Source organism: Pseudaquabacterium terrae, from assembly GCF_013266755.1.
Taxonomy (GTDB): Bacteria; Pseudomonadota; Gammaproteobacteria; order Burkholderiales; family Burkholderiaceae_C; genus Pseudaquabacterium; species Pseudaquabacterium terrae.
This window is the reverse complement of the sequence record NZ_JABRWJ010000003.1, coordinates 126,610-140,345: the sequence shown is the minus strand read 5'-3', so window position 1 is coordinate 140,345 and position 13,736 is coordinate 126,610. Positions and strand designations below refer to the sequence as shown.

At 69.2% G+C, this 13,736-nt stretch carries 16 protein-coding genes and 1 pseudogene; 14 read left to right on the top strand and 3 right to left on the bottom strand.

Features of this window, described 5'->3' with window-relative positions; translation table 11 throughout:
• The first annotated feature begins 3 nt into the window (after positions 1-3).
• The 13 genes from HLB44_RS09675 to HLB44_RS09615 all read left to right on the top strand — a co-directional run bounded on the left by HLB44_RS09675 (position 4) and on the right by HLB44_RS09615 (position 9,238).
• Complete coding sequence (locus tag HLB44_RS09675; RefSeq protein ID WP_173122380.1) at positions 4-975, top strand: hypothetical protein; 972 nt, start codon at positions 4-6, stop codon at positions 973-975.
• On the top strand, positions 975-2,060 hold the full coding sequence (locus tag HLB44_RS09670; RefSeq protein WP_173122379.1) for a sensor histidine kinase: 1,086 nt from the start codon (positions 975-977) through the stop codon (positions 2,058-2,060). Before HLB44_RS09675 ends, HLB44_RS09670 begins: the two co-directional genes overlap by 1 nt.
• Positions 2,057-2,719, top strand: a complete 663-nt coding sequence (locus HLB44_RS09665) for a response regulator transcription factor (RefSeq protein ID WP_173122378.1) — start codon at positions 2,057-2,059, stop codon at positions 2,717-2,719. Before HLB44_RS09670 ends, HLB44_RS09665 begins: the two co-directional genes overlap by 4 nt.
• Before the next feature lie 84 nt (positions 2,720-2,803).
• Positions 2,804-3,664, top strand: coding sequence for a hypothetical protein (locus HLB44_RS09660; protein WP_173122377.1), 861 nt, complete (start codon positions 2,804-2,806; stop codon positions 3,662-3,664).
• 70 nt (positions 3,665-3,734) lie between these two features.
• Positions 3,735-4,391, top strand: coding sequence for a type III secretion system export apparatus subunit SctR (gene sctR, locus HLB44_RS09655; protein WP_173122376.1), 657 nt, complete (start codon positions 3,735-3,737; stop codon positions 4,389-4,391).
• A 4-nt stretch (positions 4,392-4,395) separates the two neighbouring features.
• On the top strand, positions 4,396-4,668 hold the full coding sequence (gene sctS, locus HLB44_RS09650) for a type III secretion system export apparatus subunit SctS (RefSeq protein ID WP_173122375.1): 273 nt from the start codon (positions 4,396-4,398) through the stop codon (positions 4,666-4,668).
• Positions 4,668-5,462, top strand: coding sequence for a type III secretion system export apparatus subunit SctT (gene sctT / locus HLB44_RS09645; RefSeq protein ID WP_173122374.1), 795 nt, complete (start codon positions 4,668-4,670; stop codon positions 5,460-5,462). Before sctS ends, sctT begins: the two co-directional genes overlap by 1 nt.
• 4 nt (positions 5,463-5,466) lie before the next feature.
• The gene (gene sctU, locus HLB44_RS09640; protein WP_173122373.1) at positions 5,467-6,690 is read left to right on the top strand and encodes a type III secretion system export apparatus subunit SctU; all 1,224 of its coding nucleotides are present in this window, start codon (positions 5,467-5,469) and stop codon (positions 6,688-6,690) included.
• A 15-nt stretch (positions 6,691-6,705) separates the two neighbouring features.
• Positions 6,706-7,023, top strand: coding sequence for a FliO/MopB family protein (locus tag HLB44_RS09635; RefSeq protein ID WP_173122372.1), 318 nt, complete (start codon positions 6,706-6,708; stop codon positions 7,021-7,023).
• A gap of 221 nt (positions 7,024-7,244) precedes the next feature.
• Positions 7,245-7,862 carry a hypothetical protein gene (locus HLB44_RS09630; protein ID WP_173122371.1) on the top strand — a complete coding sequence of 206 codons (618 nt, stop codon included), beginning with the start codon at positions 7,245-7,247 and terminating at the stop codon, positions 7,860-7,862.
• 95 nt (positions 7,863-7,957) lie between these two features.
• Positions 7,958-8,332 carry a hypothetical protein gene (locus HLB44_RS09625; protein ID WP_173122370.1) on the top strand — a complete coding sequence of 125 codons (375 nt, stop codon included), beginning with the start codon at positions 7,958-7,960 and terminating at the stop codon, positions 8,330-8,332.
• Complete coding sequence (locus HLB44_RS09620) at positions 8,329-8,562, top strand: hypothetical protein (protein ID WP_173122369.1); 234 nt, start codon at positions 8,329-8,331, stop codon at positions 8,560-8,562. Before HLB44_RS09625 ends, HLB44_RS09620 begins: the two co-directional genes overlap by 4 nt.
• Positions 8,563-8,575: 13 nt before the next feature.
• A complete protein-coding gene (locus HLB44_RS09615) occupies positions 8,576-9,238 on the top strand; it encodes a hypothetical protein (protein ID WP_173122368.1) in 663 nt (220 codons plus the stop codon).
• On the opposite strand, the gene HLB44_RS09610 is transcribed toward HLB44_RS09615, so the two are convergent.
• Together HLB44_RS09610 and HLB44_RS38340 are read right to left on the bottom strand one after the other, a co-directional pair.
• Complete coding sequence (locus HLB44_RS09610; protein ID WP_343051303.1) at positions 9,186-9,725, bottom strand: ABC transporter transmembrane domain-containing protein; 540 nt, start codon at positions 9,723-9,725, stop codon at positions 9,186-9,188. The two genes, HLB44_RS09615 and HLB44_RS09610, sit on opposite strands and share 53 nt — an antisense overlap.
• A 172-nt stretch (positions 9,726-9,897) precedes the next feature.
• Positions 9,898-10,029: pseudogene (locus tag HLB44_RS38340) on the bottom strand (cysteine peptidase family C39 domain-containing protein); the annotation flags it as partial.
• Between the two features lie 287 nt (positions 10,030-10,316).
• Here HLB44_RS38340 and HLB44_RS09600 point away from each other — a divergent pair.
• A complete protein-coding gene (locus tag HLB44_RS09600; protein ID WP_173122366.1) occupies positions 10,317-10,868 on the top strand; it encodes a hypothetical protein in 552 nt (183 codons plus the stop codon).
• A 6-nt stretch (positions 10,869-10,874) separates the two neighbouring features.
• Here HLB44_RS09600 and HLB44_RS38150 read toward each other — a convergent pair whose 3' ends face one another.
• Positions 10,875-13,610: a tetratricopeptide repeat protein gene (locus HLB44_RS38150; RefSeq protein WP_173122365.1), complete on the bottom strand. Its 2,736-nt coding sequence runs from the start codon at positions 13,608-13,610 to the stop codon at positions 10,875-10,877.
• Positions 13,611-13,736 lie beyond the last annotated feature (126 nt).

The following is a 13,736-nucleotide window of genomic DNA, read 5'->3' as shown; positions in this document are numbered from 1 at the left end:
GCCATGCAGGCGGTCACCCTCGCGCACAGCCCGGCGCTCGCCGCGTCCGAGGTCGCGGCCCCGGAGGATGCCGCGCTGCACACCGCGACGCTGCAGGCCGCCGCACGGCCGCAGGCTGTGGTGAGCGCCGAGGCGCCACGCGCGCCCGATGCGGCGCAGCCGGCGGCAGACCTGGCCAACGGCTTCGCACTGCCCGCCGACCAGCTGATGCCGGTGACACTGATCGGCCTGCAGGTGCATCCCGGCGACGCCTGGCCGATGGCGCGCCAGGCCGAGACGCCGGCATCGCGACGCGACGAGGAGCGCGACGAACCGCGGGCCGCGAAGCGCGATCCGGATCCGATCGCGCTGCCCGACGATCCGCTGTCCGATGACACCGCCGCCTACGATGCCCCAGCCGGCGTCGAGATCGACAACGGCGATGCCGCACAGTGGCAGGATCCGCTCGCCCGCGCGATCAACGAGCGCCTGGCCGCGCCCCAGCCGCCGGCTGCGCTGCGTGCCGCCGCCGAACACTGGTCGCGCGCCCGCTGTGTGGTGCTGGTGTGCCCGCAGGCCGACGACACGCCAGGCAGCGCCTGGGCCTTCGTGCTGTGGCCGCGGCCGATGCCGCGCCCGCGCGGCCCGATGGCCGGCCGCGTCGCCTTCAGCGGCCAGCGATTCCCGGCGCATCTGCAATGGGCGGCCGACGCGCCGGCGCGCGCCTGGTGCCAGGTGCGCGCGATCAAGGAACACCATCCGCGCGGCGGTCGCCGGCTCGTTGCGCTGGACAGCGCGGGCGCGCCGCTCGGCGCCGTGCCGTGCGAGCTGCAGCTCGGGCCGGTGCGCATCGGGCCGCCGCGCTGGCGGCAAGCCGGCGTACGCATCGATGCCGTGCGCCGCTTCTGGACCGCGCTGGGCGGGCAGTGGAGCGTGCTGGTGCTGGTGAGCCCGCAACCGCTGCTCGGCCCCCAGGCGCCGCTGCTGGAGACGTGATGTCCGCCACGCTCGACCTCGACCCACCGGCGCTCGAGACGCTGCCCCCGGCCTGCTGCCAGGCGCTGGCCGCCCTCGGCGATGCGGTCGCGCTGGTGCACCGCCGCTCGGCCACGCTGCGCTGGATCAGTCCGGCGTGGCGGGCGCTGCTGCCGACGATCGGCGCCGGCGCGTCGCTGGCCGCCGTCGACGCCGCGCTGCCCGCGCTGCTGTCGGCCGAAACGCCCGCGCCGCAGCGGCTGATCCTCGGCGACGCGTTCGCGGGGGACGCCCAGCTCGTGCCCTTCGACGCCGAGCACCGGCTGCTGCGCCTGGCCGATCGCCGCGAGCAGGGCCGCGCGCTGCAGCGCCAGCTCGACGACCGCGAGCAGCTGCTGTTCACCTCGCGCGTGATTTCCGTCGGCGAGATGGCGACCACGCTGGCGCATGAGCTGAACCAGCCGATCGGCGCCGCCGCGAACCTGCTGCGCGGCCTGCGCGCGCGACTGGCGCGGCGCGCGCTGCAGGCCGAGGAGACCGATGCGCTGGGCCGCGCGATCGAGCAGGTGATGTTCGCGTCGCGCGTGATCGGCCGTATCCGCGAGTTCACGCATTCGCACCAGCCGCGCCACGTTCGCGTCGATGTGGTGGCGCTGGTGCGCGCCTGCGCATCGCTGCTCGACTGGGACCTGCGCCGCAGCGGCGCGACGCTGACCCTCGACCTGCCCGACATGCCGGTGCGCGTGCGCGGTGACGTCGTGATGCTGCAGCAGGTGGTCGTGAACCTGATGCGCAACGCGCTCGACGCGCTGCGCAGCGACCCGCCGCCCAAGCCGCAGCTAAGCCTGCGGCTCTTCGTGCGCGAGCGCGACGTCGAGCTGCAGGTGCGCGACAACGGCTGCGGCCTCGCCGACGACGCGGCCGCCAGGCTCTTCGTGCCCTTCGCGTCGAGCAAACCCAACGGCATGGGCATCGGCCTGTCGATCTGCCGCTCGTTCGTCGAGCTGCACCAGGGCCGCCTCTGGTTCAGCCGCAATCCCGAGCGCGGCGCCACGTTCCATCTCGGCCTGCCGCTGCTGGCAGAGGCCGCCAAGGAGAATTCATGAGCAAGCGCTCAATGGTCTACATCGTCGACGACAACCTCGAATTCCGCGAGGCCACGCGCTTCTGGCTCGCCGGCTGCGGCTTCGAGGTGCAGGCCTGGGGCGACCCGCGCGAAGCGGTCGAGGCGCTGGCCCGGCGCGACCGCAGCGAACGCTGCTGCCTGATGCTCGACGTGCGCATGCCCGAGCTGTCCGGCCTCGACGTGCACGACCGCCTGGCCGAGCTCGACGCCGCGCCGCCTGTCATCTACATGAGCGGCCATGCCGACGTGCCGCTCGCCGTGGAGGCGATGCGCAAGGGCGCCGTGACGCTGCTCGAGAAGCCCTTCGACGACGAAGCGCTGGAGGCGGCACTCGATGCGGCGTTCGCGTCGGGGGCAAGTTCTCGTTCTCCGGGGGTCCCGGCGCCCGACGCGGCTGCACCGCGCGACGGCGAGGACGACGAAGCGCAGCGCCGCTTCACCGCACGCGAGGCTGCGTTGACGCCGCGCGAACGCCAGGTGCTCGGCCACGTGATCCAGGGTACCTACAACAAGAACATCGCCGACCGCATCGGCCTGTCGATCAAGACCGTCGAGCTGTACCGCGCGCGCGGCATGGCGAAGATGAAGGCGCGCTCGGTGGCCGAGCTCACTCGCATGATGGTGAGCGGGCGTGCTTAGTTGCGGGACGACGGAGGACATGAGCGGAACCGGGCACCCCGTGGCCTTGGCTCGCTCAGGTGACCGCACGCGAAAGCACAAGACATGAACATCGCCGAAACGACACACACCCGTCCCGTCCCACCGCCTGCCCGCGGCTGGGCCGCACTCGGCACCTGGTTCGAAGCGACCACGCCGCACGGCCCGCTGCGCCTGTACCTTGGCGAAGCAGTCGGCCCCGCACCCCACGCGGCCGCCGCCGCGCTCGCGCTGCAGCGCGGCGAGCCGATGGTGGCCGCACTCGACGACTGGCTGCGCGACCCGCCGGCATGGCGCTGGAGGCCCGAGCCGGCACCGATCAGCTCGACGGACGTGCGCCTGCCGTGGCGCGACAGCTGCCACCAACTGATCGGTACCTGGCCCTGGCTGCGATCCTTGCAGCCTCCGCCGGATCAACTGGCCACGCGCCTGCAATGGCCGGCGGTCGAAGCCGTGTTGAGCGCGGCGCGGCTGCACTTGTCGGCAGACGACCTGGACCAGATCGAGCCCGGCGGCGCGGTGCTGCTGCCGCCGTCGATGAAGCCGGACTGGACGGGTCGCCTGCGCTGCGCCGCCGAGCCTTCCGATGCCGGCGTGAAGGTCGACTTGCGTGATCCCTCGTCACCCCGCGTGCTGGCCGGACCGATGCCACCCCCGGAACCCGCCAACCCCGCCGCGGGCCGCCCCTGCGAAGTCCGGCTGCAACTGGCGCACGCGATCCCCGCCGACCGCCTCGCCGGCTGGCATCAGCCCTCGCTGGCCGACGCCATCCTGTCCGACCTGCCTGCCACGCTCTGGCAATTGCCGGCTGCCCGCGAGCCGGCCCGTTGCCTGGCCCACGGCCGTTTGATCCCCTGGGGCGACGGCTGGGCGCTCGCACTGCAGGGCCTGGGCGATCCGGAACAAACGCACGTTCGGCCCGCTTGAAGTCCGCCTGAAGCCCAAAAGCGCGCCGAAGCCTTGAACCGGCGCGCGCCCCGCGGCGACACAGCGGGCCATGGACCTCTCGCAATTCTCGCCATCGTCTGCGCTGCTCACCGTCGTCGTGCTGGCGCTGGCGCCCTTCGTCGCGGTGATGGTCACCTCGTTCACGAAGATCGTCATCGTGCTGAGCCTGCTGCGCAACGCGCTCGGGCTGCAGCAGGTGCCACCGAACGTCGTGCTCAACGGGTTGGCGCTGGTGCTCAGCATCTACGTGATGTATCCCGTGGGCAGCGAGATGGCCGCGCGCGTGCAGGCCGTGCCCGAGGCCGCCGCCGGCAACACGCAAGGCCTTCTGAAGGCGGCCGACAGCGCGAAGGAGCCGCTGCGCGAGTTCCTGATCAAGCACAGCCGCCCGCTGGAGCGCGCCTTCTTCCTGAAGACCGCGCAGAAGAGCCTGAAGCCGGAACAGGCCGCGGCGCTCACCGAGCGCGACTTCCTGGTCGTCGTGCCGGCCTTCACCGTCAGCGAGCTGTCGGTCGCCTTCGAGATCGGCTTCCTGATCTTCCTGCCCTTCCTGGTGATCGACCTGGTGATCTCCAACGTGCTGATGGCGATGGGCATGATGATGCTGTCGCCGACGACGGTGTCGATGCCGTTCAAGCTGCTGCTGTTCGTGCTGATCGACGGCTGGGTCAAGCTGACCCACGGCCTGATCCTGACCTACGCGTGACGCCATGGGTCACTCGGACATCCTTCAGTTGACCCAGCAGGCGCTGTGGTTCGTGCTGCTGCTGTCGACGCCGCCGATCCTGGTGGCGGCGGTGGTCGGCCTGGTGATCGCCTTCATCCAGGCCGCGACGCAGCTGCAGGAGCAGACGCTGCAGTACGTCGCCAAGTTCTTCGCGATCGTCATCACGATCTTTCTCACCGCGTCGCTGCTGGGCGGCGGCCTGTACCAATTCGGCGACCGCGTGTTCACCGACTTCGCCGGCCTGGTGCGCCGCTGATGGAAGCGCTGACGCTGGTCACCCCGCTGCGCGAGCTGGTGCTGCTGCTGGGCCTGTCGACCACCCGCGTCGCGGTGGCCTTCCTGCTGGTGCCCCTCTTCACCGCCGACCTGATCCCGTCGACCGTGCGCAACGCGATGTTCCTGGCCATCGCGCTGATGGCGCTGGTGATGCAGCCGGCAGGCGGGCCGGTGCCGGCCGGATTCGCGCTGATGCCGCTGTTCGCCAAGGAGGCCTTCATCGGCGGCGCGCTCGGCTTCCTGTTCGCCGGCGTGATGTGGGCCTTCGAGATCGGCGGCCAGCTGATCGACAGCAAGGTCGGCACGACGCAGGCGCAGGTGATGGACCCGCTGTCGGGCCACCAGACCTCGCTGACCGGCGCGTTGTTCGCGCGCCTGGCGAGCTGGGTGTTCATGGCCGGCGGCGGTTTCATGGTGATGATGGCCGCGCTGTTCGAGAGTTATGCGCTGTGGCCGGTGCTGGCACCGATGCCCGCGCTCGCCGCCGGCGGCGCACGGCTCTTCGAGGCCGAGTTCGGCCGCATCATGCTGCTGGGCCTGCTGGTGTCGGCGCCCGCGCTGGTGCTGCTGTACGCGGTCGACGTCGTGCTCGGCCTGATCAACCGCTTCGCGCAGCAGCTCAACGTCTTCTCGCTGTCGATGTCGCTGAAGGCGGTGGCCGCGACCTGGATCGTGCTGATCCAGCTCGCCAGCCTGGTGCAGCTGCTGCAGGACGACCTGCTGGGGCGCGGCGCGGTCGTGCTGCGCACCTTGCGCGCCTTGTTCGGGGGCTGAAGCCATGTCGGACAAGAACGACGGCGGCGACAAGACCGAACAGCCGACATCCAAGAAGCTGGAGGATGCGCGCAAGAAGGGCGACGTCGCGAAGAGCCGCGAGGTCACCAGCGCAGTCGGCCTGGTGCTGTGGCTGGTGATGGCGGCGCTGGCCACCGGCTTCGCGGCGAAACGGCTGGCGGCGCTGTTCGATGCGCTGTTCGGCGTCATCGGCGCCGGCTGGGCGAGCACCGGCTTTGCCGGCGCCGCGCGCACGATCGGCGCGCTGTCCGCCGAGCTGGCGCTGACGCTGGTGGCGATCCTCGTCGTGCCGGCGGCGCTGGTCGGGCTGCTGACCGACTTTCTGCAGACCGGACCGGTGCTGAGCTTCGACAAGGTGACGCCGAAGCTCGAGAACCTGAACCCGGTCGAGGGCGTCAAGCGCATGTTCTCGATGGATCACCTGATCGAGGTGATCAAGGCGCTGGCCAAGACCGTGCTGCTGCTGGTTGTCGGCTGGCTGGTGGTGCGCAGCATGCTGCCGCAGCTGGTGCGCCTGGGGCGCACGCCGGACCTGCCCGCAGCCGCCATCGGCTCGCTGATGCATGCGCTGACGCTGCAGCTGATGGGCTGGGCGGTGGGCCTGTTCGTGTTGGTGGCGATCCTCGACGCGGTGTACCAGCGCCATGCCTTCCTGAAGAAGATGCGCATGAGCATGCGCGACATCCGCCAGGAGATGAAGGAAAGCGAAGGCGATCCGCACATCAAGGCGCAGCGCCGCCAGCAGGCGCAGGAACAGGCGCAACGCCAGCAGGCGCAGGCCGCGCGCCAGGCGAGCGTGCTGGTGGTGAACCCGACGCATGTGGCGATCGCGATCGACTACGACCGCGAGTCCTGTCCGGTGCCGATGGTCGCCGCCAAGGGCGAAGAGCACGTCGCTCGCGCCATGCGGGCCGCGGCCGAGGAGGCCGGCGTGCCGATCGTGCGCAACGTCGCCCTGGCGCGCGACCTGCTCGCACGCGCGGAGGTCGGCGATGTCGTGCCGGCCGACCTGTTCGATCTGATCGCCGAGGTCATCCTGTGGGCGCGCGAGGTGCGCGAGCAGCTCGATGCACAGCGCGCGGCCGACCACGCCGCGGCCTGGAACCTGGCCGCACCCGACCCGGCGCCGCCGCGGCGCCGCGCCGCGCCCGGCCTGGACCTGACCGCCTACCCGGACCGCTCGGCCGGTCCGTCGCGCGACACCTGACGAGGACTGAACCCCATGGAATCGTTCGCCACCAATTTCGCCGTCACGCTGCTCGCGCTGGGCTTCGTGATCGCGCTGGCCTGGGTCTGCCTGCACCTGCTGCGCACGCGGTTGCAGCCGCGCGCCGCGCCCGGCCGCGCCGACGACGCGCTGCGTTTCGTGCGCGCGCTGCCGGTGGGCACCAAGGAGCGCGTCGTCATCGTCGAGCACGGCGGTGCGCGCTGGCTGCTCGGCGTCACGGCCGGCGGCATCAGCACGATCGCGCACTGGCCCGCCGCCGTGCCCGCTGACACCGTATCGGAGCGTCCACCGGTGGGTGGCGAAGGGCACTAGGAGTGCTCCTAGCTGCCGATCGTCCCGACTTACCAAACCCATTCGCATCGCCTGTAATGAGGCTGTCCACGGCGCGAATGCAAACCACAAAGGGCAGCGAGTCGTTGGTCTAGAGAGTGCCGAGAAAGAGGTCGAACAGCTCGATCGAGGCACGACAGCAATTGCAACCCCGGGGCGCCAAGTCGCATCGCGCTAATGCCCCACATCACTGGAGCATCATCATGGGACTTTTCGACAGCATCGTCGGCGGCGTCAGCAACCTGGTCGGCGCCGCGGCGTCCGCAGCCACTGCGGCCGCTTCCATCGCCTTTCCGCCGCTGGGCATCGCCACCGCCCTGGGCAACCTCGTCCAGCAAGGCATCGGCCAGGCGCTCGGCGCCGCGGTGCAGACGCTGACGCAGGTGGCCGGCATGCCCAAGTTCATCGCCAGCGAGGTCTCGGACCTGATCGGCAAGGTGCTGGACAAGGTGCTGCAGCCGTCCGACAAGGGCTGCGACCAGCGCGTGCAGGACTGCTGCGGCAACGACTACAACAACTTCGTCGAGAACTTCTGCGGCAGCATCATCAAGAACGCCATCGAGGAAATGAACGGCGGCAAGGGCAAGGGCGGCGGCAGCTGGTTCGAGGCCCTGGCCAAGGCGCTGGGCAAGGCGCTCGACGAGCAGGCCGGCGAGGTGTCGAAGCTGTCCGACGCCATCCAGGGCCAGGACGCCAAGGACAACCCCAGCGGCTTCACCGACCTGCAGGCCGCGTCGCAGCGCATGAGCTTCATGATGAGCGCCGCCGACCAGGTGCTGAAGACGCTGGGCGAAGGCCTGGCCACCCTGGCCCGCAAGTAATCGCGGCGCTTTTCGCGCGGGCCTGAGCGGTCCGCGCGTCCGGCGGGGCAAGGGTGCAGACGCTCTTGTCCCGCTGATCGTTTGTGGAGACTGCCATGACACTGCCTTTCGACTTCAGCACCGCGCTGTGGCTGCGCTCGGTGCCCGTGTGGGAGTGGGAGGCGCTGCCGCCGCCGCCACCGCCTACCGACGACACGGCGCCCGCCGCCGACGCTGCCGCGCCCGCGGACCCGAAGCCGCCCGCAGTCCCGGTCGCCGGCGAGCGCGAGGGCTTCCAGCGCGTCTTCAAGGGCTACGAGATCGCCGCCAGCGTGTTCGCGTACCCGGCCGACTCGCCGCTGTCGCGGCCGTGGCTCACGCACGACGCCGCCGATGACCGACGGCCCCGCGCTGACGAGGTTGATGACGATGCGGCCGCGCGCGCTGCCTTGCTGCATGCGGCCAACGACGACGGAGCCGAGCCGACATGATCCGCGCCGCCGACCTGATGCCGCTGGCCTCGACCGGCCTGCGGCCCGCACCCGCGCTGCGCGACAGCGCCGAGACGCTGAACCCGTCGTCGTGGTTCGACGGCGACGGTTTGAGCGCCGCCACCCGCATCGGCGTCGAGCTCGGGGCCGCTTCGCGGGGCCTGAGCGTCGCGCAGCATGCCGAGCGCGTGCTCGCGCATTTGTGCGGCGATCCGGCGGACGGGGCCTGAGGGGGTCGCAGCCATGACCGCGCTGCTGAGCGAACCGCGCTGGGCCCCGGCGGCGCAAGCGCTGGTCGACGGCTGCACCGACCTGCGCGACGACGAGGACCGTGTCGCGCTGCTCGCCGCCGTCTGCGAAGGCCTGGGCGACGAGCTGTACCCGGCCTTCCTGCGCGTGCTGTGGACCGTCGGCCAGCACGGCGACCACGCGGCCTGCGCCGCGATCGCCCGCGCGCTGGTGCACGCACTGCGCACCGGCCGCCTGCCCAGCGGCCGCCGCAGCGCCTGGGGCGACAGCGCGCCGACGCCGGCGCAAAGCGCCTTCGGCCGCGTGCGCTGCCTGGGGCCGCTGGAGTACCTGTGCGCCTGGCATGCGCAGGCCGACCCGGTGCGCGCGCTGTCGTCGGCGCAGTTCCACCTGGCGGCGCGGGCGCTGATGGATCTGGTCGGCGCCAGCGCCGAGGCGAGGGCGCTGTACTGCGAGAAGCTGCTGGCCGATGCGGACGATCCGCTGCCGGGCGCATTGACGCGCCAGACGCGCGAAGCCTTGCGCGCACTGGCGACGGCTTGGGGCCAGGGCGCGCCGTCCTTCGAGGCTTGCGCGCGCTTCCTGCAAGCGCTGCCCGGCGCGCTCACGCGACCGCTGCCGCCGGCGCTGTCTCGACTGCCGACTCACTTCGCGTAGGGATCAGCCGATACGGCAATTCCAGTTCGCACAGACGTTCCCTGACCGGAATGCCGAAGTACAGCAGCACCGGCCCGAGCACCAGCCACCCGATCATCGCGCTGTATGCGAAGAGGAGGGCGGCGATCGCAATGGCCATCACACCGTCGATCACCGCGGTCACGACGGACTCCGTCGGGATCTCCTGGATCGGCCGCGTTGAGGCCATGCGCGAGAGAATGTCGCCGACGATGCGCTTCTCGAAGAAGCTTGTCGGCAGCCGCAGCAGATGGTGGAGAACGTTCCCCCCCATCTGCATGCTCATCGCCTGCCCGATTTGCAGTATCACCCACGACCGAATGGCTTGGGTGCAGGTCTGGAGCACGTACATCGCTGCGAAGCCACCCGCGAGCACCAGCAGGATGTGCGAGTCGAAGCTGCTCACTGCCTCGTCGACGACGAGTTGCAAATACGAGGGTGCAGCGAGCGCGAACAGCTGCAGCAACACCGACAAGAGCACTGTTTGCGCCAAGGCGCGGCGCCATCCGGTCGCTCGGCTCCAAAGGTCCGACAGACGTGCGCCTATTCGCATCGTCTGCGCCGCGAAGTCCGCTGCGGGGAATACCTCGAGCGCTACGCCAGAGAAGTGCGGTGAAGCCTGCTGCAATGACAGCTTGCGTGGCGCCTTTGAGCGACAGTGCAAACCGCTGCCGCATGGCATTGAGATCGACCTTGTGTCCGTGATAGGCGGCGACCATCGCGAGCGAAGCGAGCCCGCACTCGGCCATTTCAGATTGAATGAACAGCGGCAACTGCCGACGTCGCAGGATCGTGGGCAGCCGTCCCCCTCGTTACGACCGCTGAGCGGGCACTCGTTGGCCGGTGGAGTCCAGCCAGATGGTCCCGGGTCCGCAAGGCCCAAGTCTTGTCTTGCCCAAGTCTTGTCCACCGGTGGGCCGAGGCGGTGCTGTAGCGGCTGGACTACCGCCGTTCTGCAGTGCGCCGACCGAGGGCGCGGCGGGGGCCACGGGACACCGGATTGCACAGACCTGCACTTTCGCCGATCATCCGCCGACACTTTGACCCCGCGGAGGAAGAAATGAAGCACGCAATCTGGCTTGTCGTATTCACCGCATTCGCGGCCTGCGCCCACAGCCAGGAGCTCCCGCGCGGGTGCCAGAACGCTTGCACCGCCACGGTGCAGGCTCGATTGGGCCCGCGAATCACGTCCACGAGGACCGAAGTGTGCGATCGGAACAACGCGGCAAAGTGCAAACAGAACGTGAAGATGTCGGTCGAGGAAGGAAAGTGCGTCGCCCGTTTCGAGTATTGTGTGCTCTGCATCGTCACCAAGGAAACCAACGGCGGCCACACGTTCTATCCGACCATCGAATGGACGATCGACGGGCCGAACAAATATCGCTTCGTCAACCCCGACGGCATCACGATCAAGAATCCCACGACGTCTCCACCTCCCAAGGAACACTTCAAGGACCGGAAGTGGTTGGCCAACGGCAGGAAGTTCACTTGGCGCGCTGCCGCTGCCTCATCCAATTCGGGCGATCACGACCACGCTCCGGTCGTGTTCAACAATGTCACAGGCGAACATTGCATTCCGAAGGATCCTGTCATCGTCAATGCGGAGAACTGACAAGCGCTACGGCCTATCGCCCCGCGCCGCCAACTCCGACTCGAGCTTCTCGCGTCGGGCGGTCAGCGATTGCAGGTCCGATACGGACTGGATGCGTTCGGCGATGTTGATGGCCTTCGCCAGGGCGTCGGCAGCGCCGCGCAGCACATCGCGCTGCAGCCTCGCGTCGCACAACCCTTGGAAGCTCTGCAAGGCCAGGGACCAGTGTTCGAGTCGCACCGCGATGGATGCAGCGGCGTCGAAGTTGACCTCCGCTTCCGCGGAGGAGGCCGTCGCGAGTTGCGCCAGACCGAGGTTGCACAGCGCCGTTGCCTCCAGCGACGAGTCCCCGACCTCTCGCGCCGTCAGGACGGCAGCCTGCAATTGCGCGATCGCCAGCGCATGATCCCCGACTTCCGAGTGCAGAAGCCCGAGGTTGCAACAAGCATTGGCAGCCCAGCGCCGGTCGCCGACCTCCTCGCCGATCGCGATCGCCCGGCGGTAGAAGTCGGCCGCCTCGTCATGGTGCTGCATCGCGAACATCACATTGCCGAGGTTTCCCAGCACACCACCTTCACGCCGGCGATGCCCCAGGTGACTGGCGATGTCCAGGGCCTTCAGGTAGTGACGACTCGCGTCGTCGAGCCTCCCTTCGGCGAGGGCGAGGCTGCCTTCGGCGTTGAGCACGATGAACTTCAGGCTGGGGTCCTGGCACCGCTCGGCGGCCGAAGCCGCGCGATCGAGGTGATCGCGCGCGCCTGGCAGGTCGCCCGCGCGCAACGATGGCTCGAAGATCGCGCACGACAGCCGGACGACGAGCGCGTTATCCGCCGCAGCGCGCGCCCGCTGCAACCCGCGCTCATACTCAGCCATCGCACCGCCGCGGTCACCCAGCGAGTACATCGCGTTGCCAGTGACACGCGAAATCGCGGCCTCGGCCGACGGCGACAGTCCCGCACAGTGCCGGACCCGCTCGACCAGTTGAAGCACCGCCGCGATCGGCCCCACACGCTGCAGCACGGCCGCGGCGACGACGAGGTTCTGCGTCGCCGCATCGGGATCCCCGCCCTCGGCGGCTCGGCGCGCCGCCGCGACGATGTTGTCGAGATCGCGACAGCGGCCGTTGCCGACCTCGTTCTCGTCGAATGTCGCGAAGTACTCCCAATGGCGCCGCAGCGTCGTCTCACGCACCAGTGGCAGCCCGGCCAGCTTGCCCGCCATGTAGTCGTGCACCGTGCGAAGCATGTCGAATCGATCACCTTCCATGCGGCGCACGATGGCCTTTTCGACCAGACCCTGCAGCACGTCGCCGACCCAGGCAGCGTCGCCCAGGCTACTCAGGTCGACCACGCGCTCGGTCGCACAGAGTGTGAAGCCGCCTTCGAATGCCGAAACCTGGCTCGCAGCCAGTTGTTCTGCTTCGGACAGCAGCGCCCAGGACCAGTCCATCGTCGCGCGCAACGTCGACTGCCGATCGACCGGCCCGGTGCGCCGTGCAAGCAGCTTGAAGCGGTTTCCCATGCCTTTGAGCAAGTCGCCTACCGACATCACCCGCGCCCGTGCTGCCGCCAACTCGATCGCCAACGGTAGGTGATCGAGCAGTTGGACAAGATCGCGGACCGGCTGATCTTGCGGCGAGGCGGCGGACGTACCGCCGAACTGGTCCATGCGGCGCATGAACAATTCCATCGCCTCCTCCACTTCCATCGGACCCAGCGCCAGGATGGCCTCTCCCCCGAGCCCCAGCACTTCACGACTGGTGATGATGAATCTCGCCTCGGACGAACGCTGGAGCCAAACCGCGACAGTGGCCAGAGCATGTCGCGCCACCTGTTCGAAGTTGTCGAGAAGCACCAGGCACGACCCTCGGCTCTCGATCACTTGCGCAATCTGTTCGATCGGATCACCGCCACTCAACGGCACATCGAGTCCTTGCGCGACAGCGTGCGTCACCCCTTCGGCGGTGGTCGCCGAAGACAGGTCGCAGAACCATGCCCCGCCAGGAAACCCGCCGAGGCACTCCTGGGCAAAGCGTTGGACCAACCGGGTCTTTCCGACACCCCCTGCGCCGAACACGGTCACAAGCCGCGTTTCATCCAGCAGCTCCCGCAGGTGCCGCAACCATTCTTGCCGGCCGATGAAACGGTCCTGCTCCGCCGGGAGCCGGTGCGGAATGGAGGCTACCGTGCACCAGCCAACGGAATCCCGGATCACGCGATATGCCTTCGCCGAATCGGCGGGCGGCAGGAACGGCGCCAGGTCGTCGCCGACCTCAATGACCTCGAGCGGATCGTCCAGTCCTTTGAAGGACCAATGACCATGACTCAGGCATCGGTGAGCGGTCGACCCAACGAGGTTCTCGATGACCGCCGCCGACACGAGCGTCTGACCCGAACGCGCTGCTGCCATGAACCTGGCCGCCACGGGAAGCGCGACACCATCGATCTCGAAAGGTGTCGCGCCTTGATGCCGATCCTCCGGACTGTTCTCGCGAAGCGTCACTTGCCCGGTGTGGATTCCGACACGGGCCTTCATCGCATCGGAAATGCCACGCAACGACCGGTGATACGCTAGTGCGAACTCGACAGCATCGACCGCGCGACGGAAGAGGATCAGAAAGCCGTCGCTCCGCCCGACCTCCTGTCCACCATGAAGACGAATCAGCTGGCGGGCCTGCGCATCGTGTTGTGACCACAGCGGCGCCATCCTCTCGTCGCCGAGGCGGACATTGAGCTGGGTGCTGTCGACGATGTCGGTCAGCACAAGGGAGACTGGGTCAGTCACCGAACCATCCTACGCTGGCATCGTTGGCGCCGCCCCAGCAGCGCGATCGCCAGGTGCATCTCGTCGACCAGCCGTGCCTGCAGGCACTGCCGGATCGTCGCGACC

Excerpts from the sequence above, each read along its gene's own strand:
- HLB44_RS09660 (WP_173122377.1), top strand. The coding sequence starts at position 2,804 with ATGAACATCGCCGAAACGACACACACCCGTCCCGTCCCACCGCCTGCC.
- HLB44_RS09615 (WP_173122368.1), top strand. The coding sequence starts at position 8,576 with ATGACCGCGCTGCTGAGCGAACCGCGCTGGGCCCCGGCGGCGCAAGCG.
- HLB44_RS09665 (WP_173122378.1), top strand. The coding sequence starts at position 2,057 with ATGAGCAAGCGCTCAATGGTCTACATCGTCGACGACAACCTCGAATTC.
- HLB44_RS09600 (WP_173122366.1), top strand. The coding sequence starts at position 10,317 with ATGAAGCACGCAATCTGGCTTGTCGTATTCACCGCATTCGCGGCCTGC.
- sctU (WP_173122373.1), top strand. The coding sequence starts at position 5,467 with ATGTCGGACAAGAACGACGGCGGCGACAAGACCGAACAGCCGACATCC.
- HLB44_RS09675 (WP_173122380.1), top strand. The coding sequence starts at position 4 with ATGCAGGCGGTCACCCTCGCGCACAGCCCGGCGCTCGCCGCGTCCGAG.
- HLB44_RS09630 (WP_173122371.1), top strand. The coding sequence starts at position 7,245 with ATGGGACTTTTCGACAGCATCGTCGGCGGCGTCAGCAACCTGGTCGGC.
- sctR (WP_173122376.1), top strand. The coding sequence starts at position 3,735 with ATGGACCTCTCGCAATTCTCGCCATCGTCTGCGCTGCTCACCGTCGTC.
- HLB44_RS09670 (WP_173122379.1), top strand. The coding sequence starts at position 975 with ATGTCCGCCACGCTCGACCTCGACCCACCGGCGCTCGAGACGCTGCCC.
- sctS (WP_173122375.1), top strand. The coding sequence starts at position 4,396 with ATGGGTCACTCGGACATCCTTCAGTTGACCCAGCAGGCGCTGTGGTTC.
- HLB44_RS09635 (WP_173122372.1), top strand. The coding sequence starts at position 6,706 with ATGGAATCGTTCGCCACCAATTTCGCCGTCACGCTGCTCGCGCTGGGC.
- sctT (WP_173122374.1), top strand. The coding sequence starts at position 4,668 with ATGGAAGCGCTGACGCTGGTCACCCCGCTGCGCGAGCTGGTGCTGCTG.
- HLB44_RS09620 (WP_173122369.1), top strand. The coding sequence starts at position 8,329 with ATGATCCGCGCCGCCGACCTGATGCCGCTGGCCTCGACCGGCCTGCGG.
- HLB44_RS09625 (WP_173122370.1), top strand. The coding sequence starts at position 7,958 with ATGACACTGCCTTTCGACTTCAGCACCGCGCTGTGGCTGCGCTCGGTG.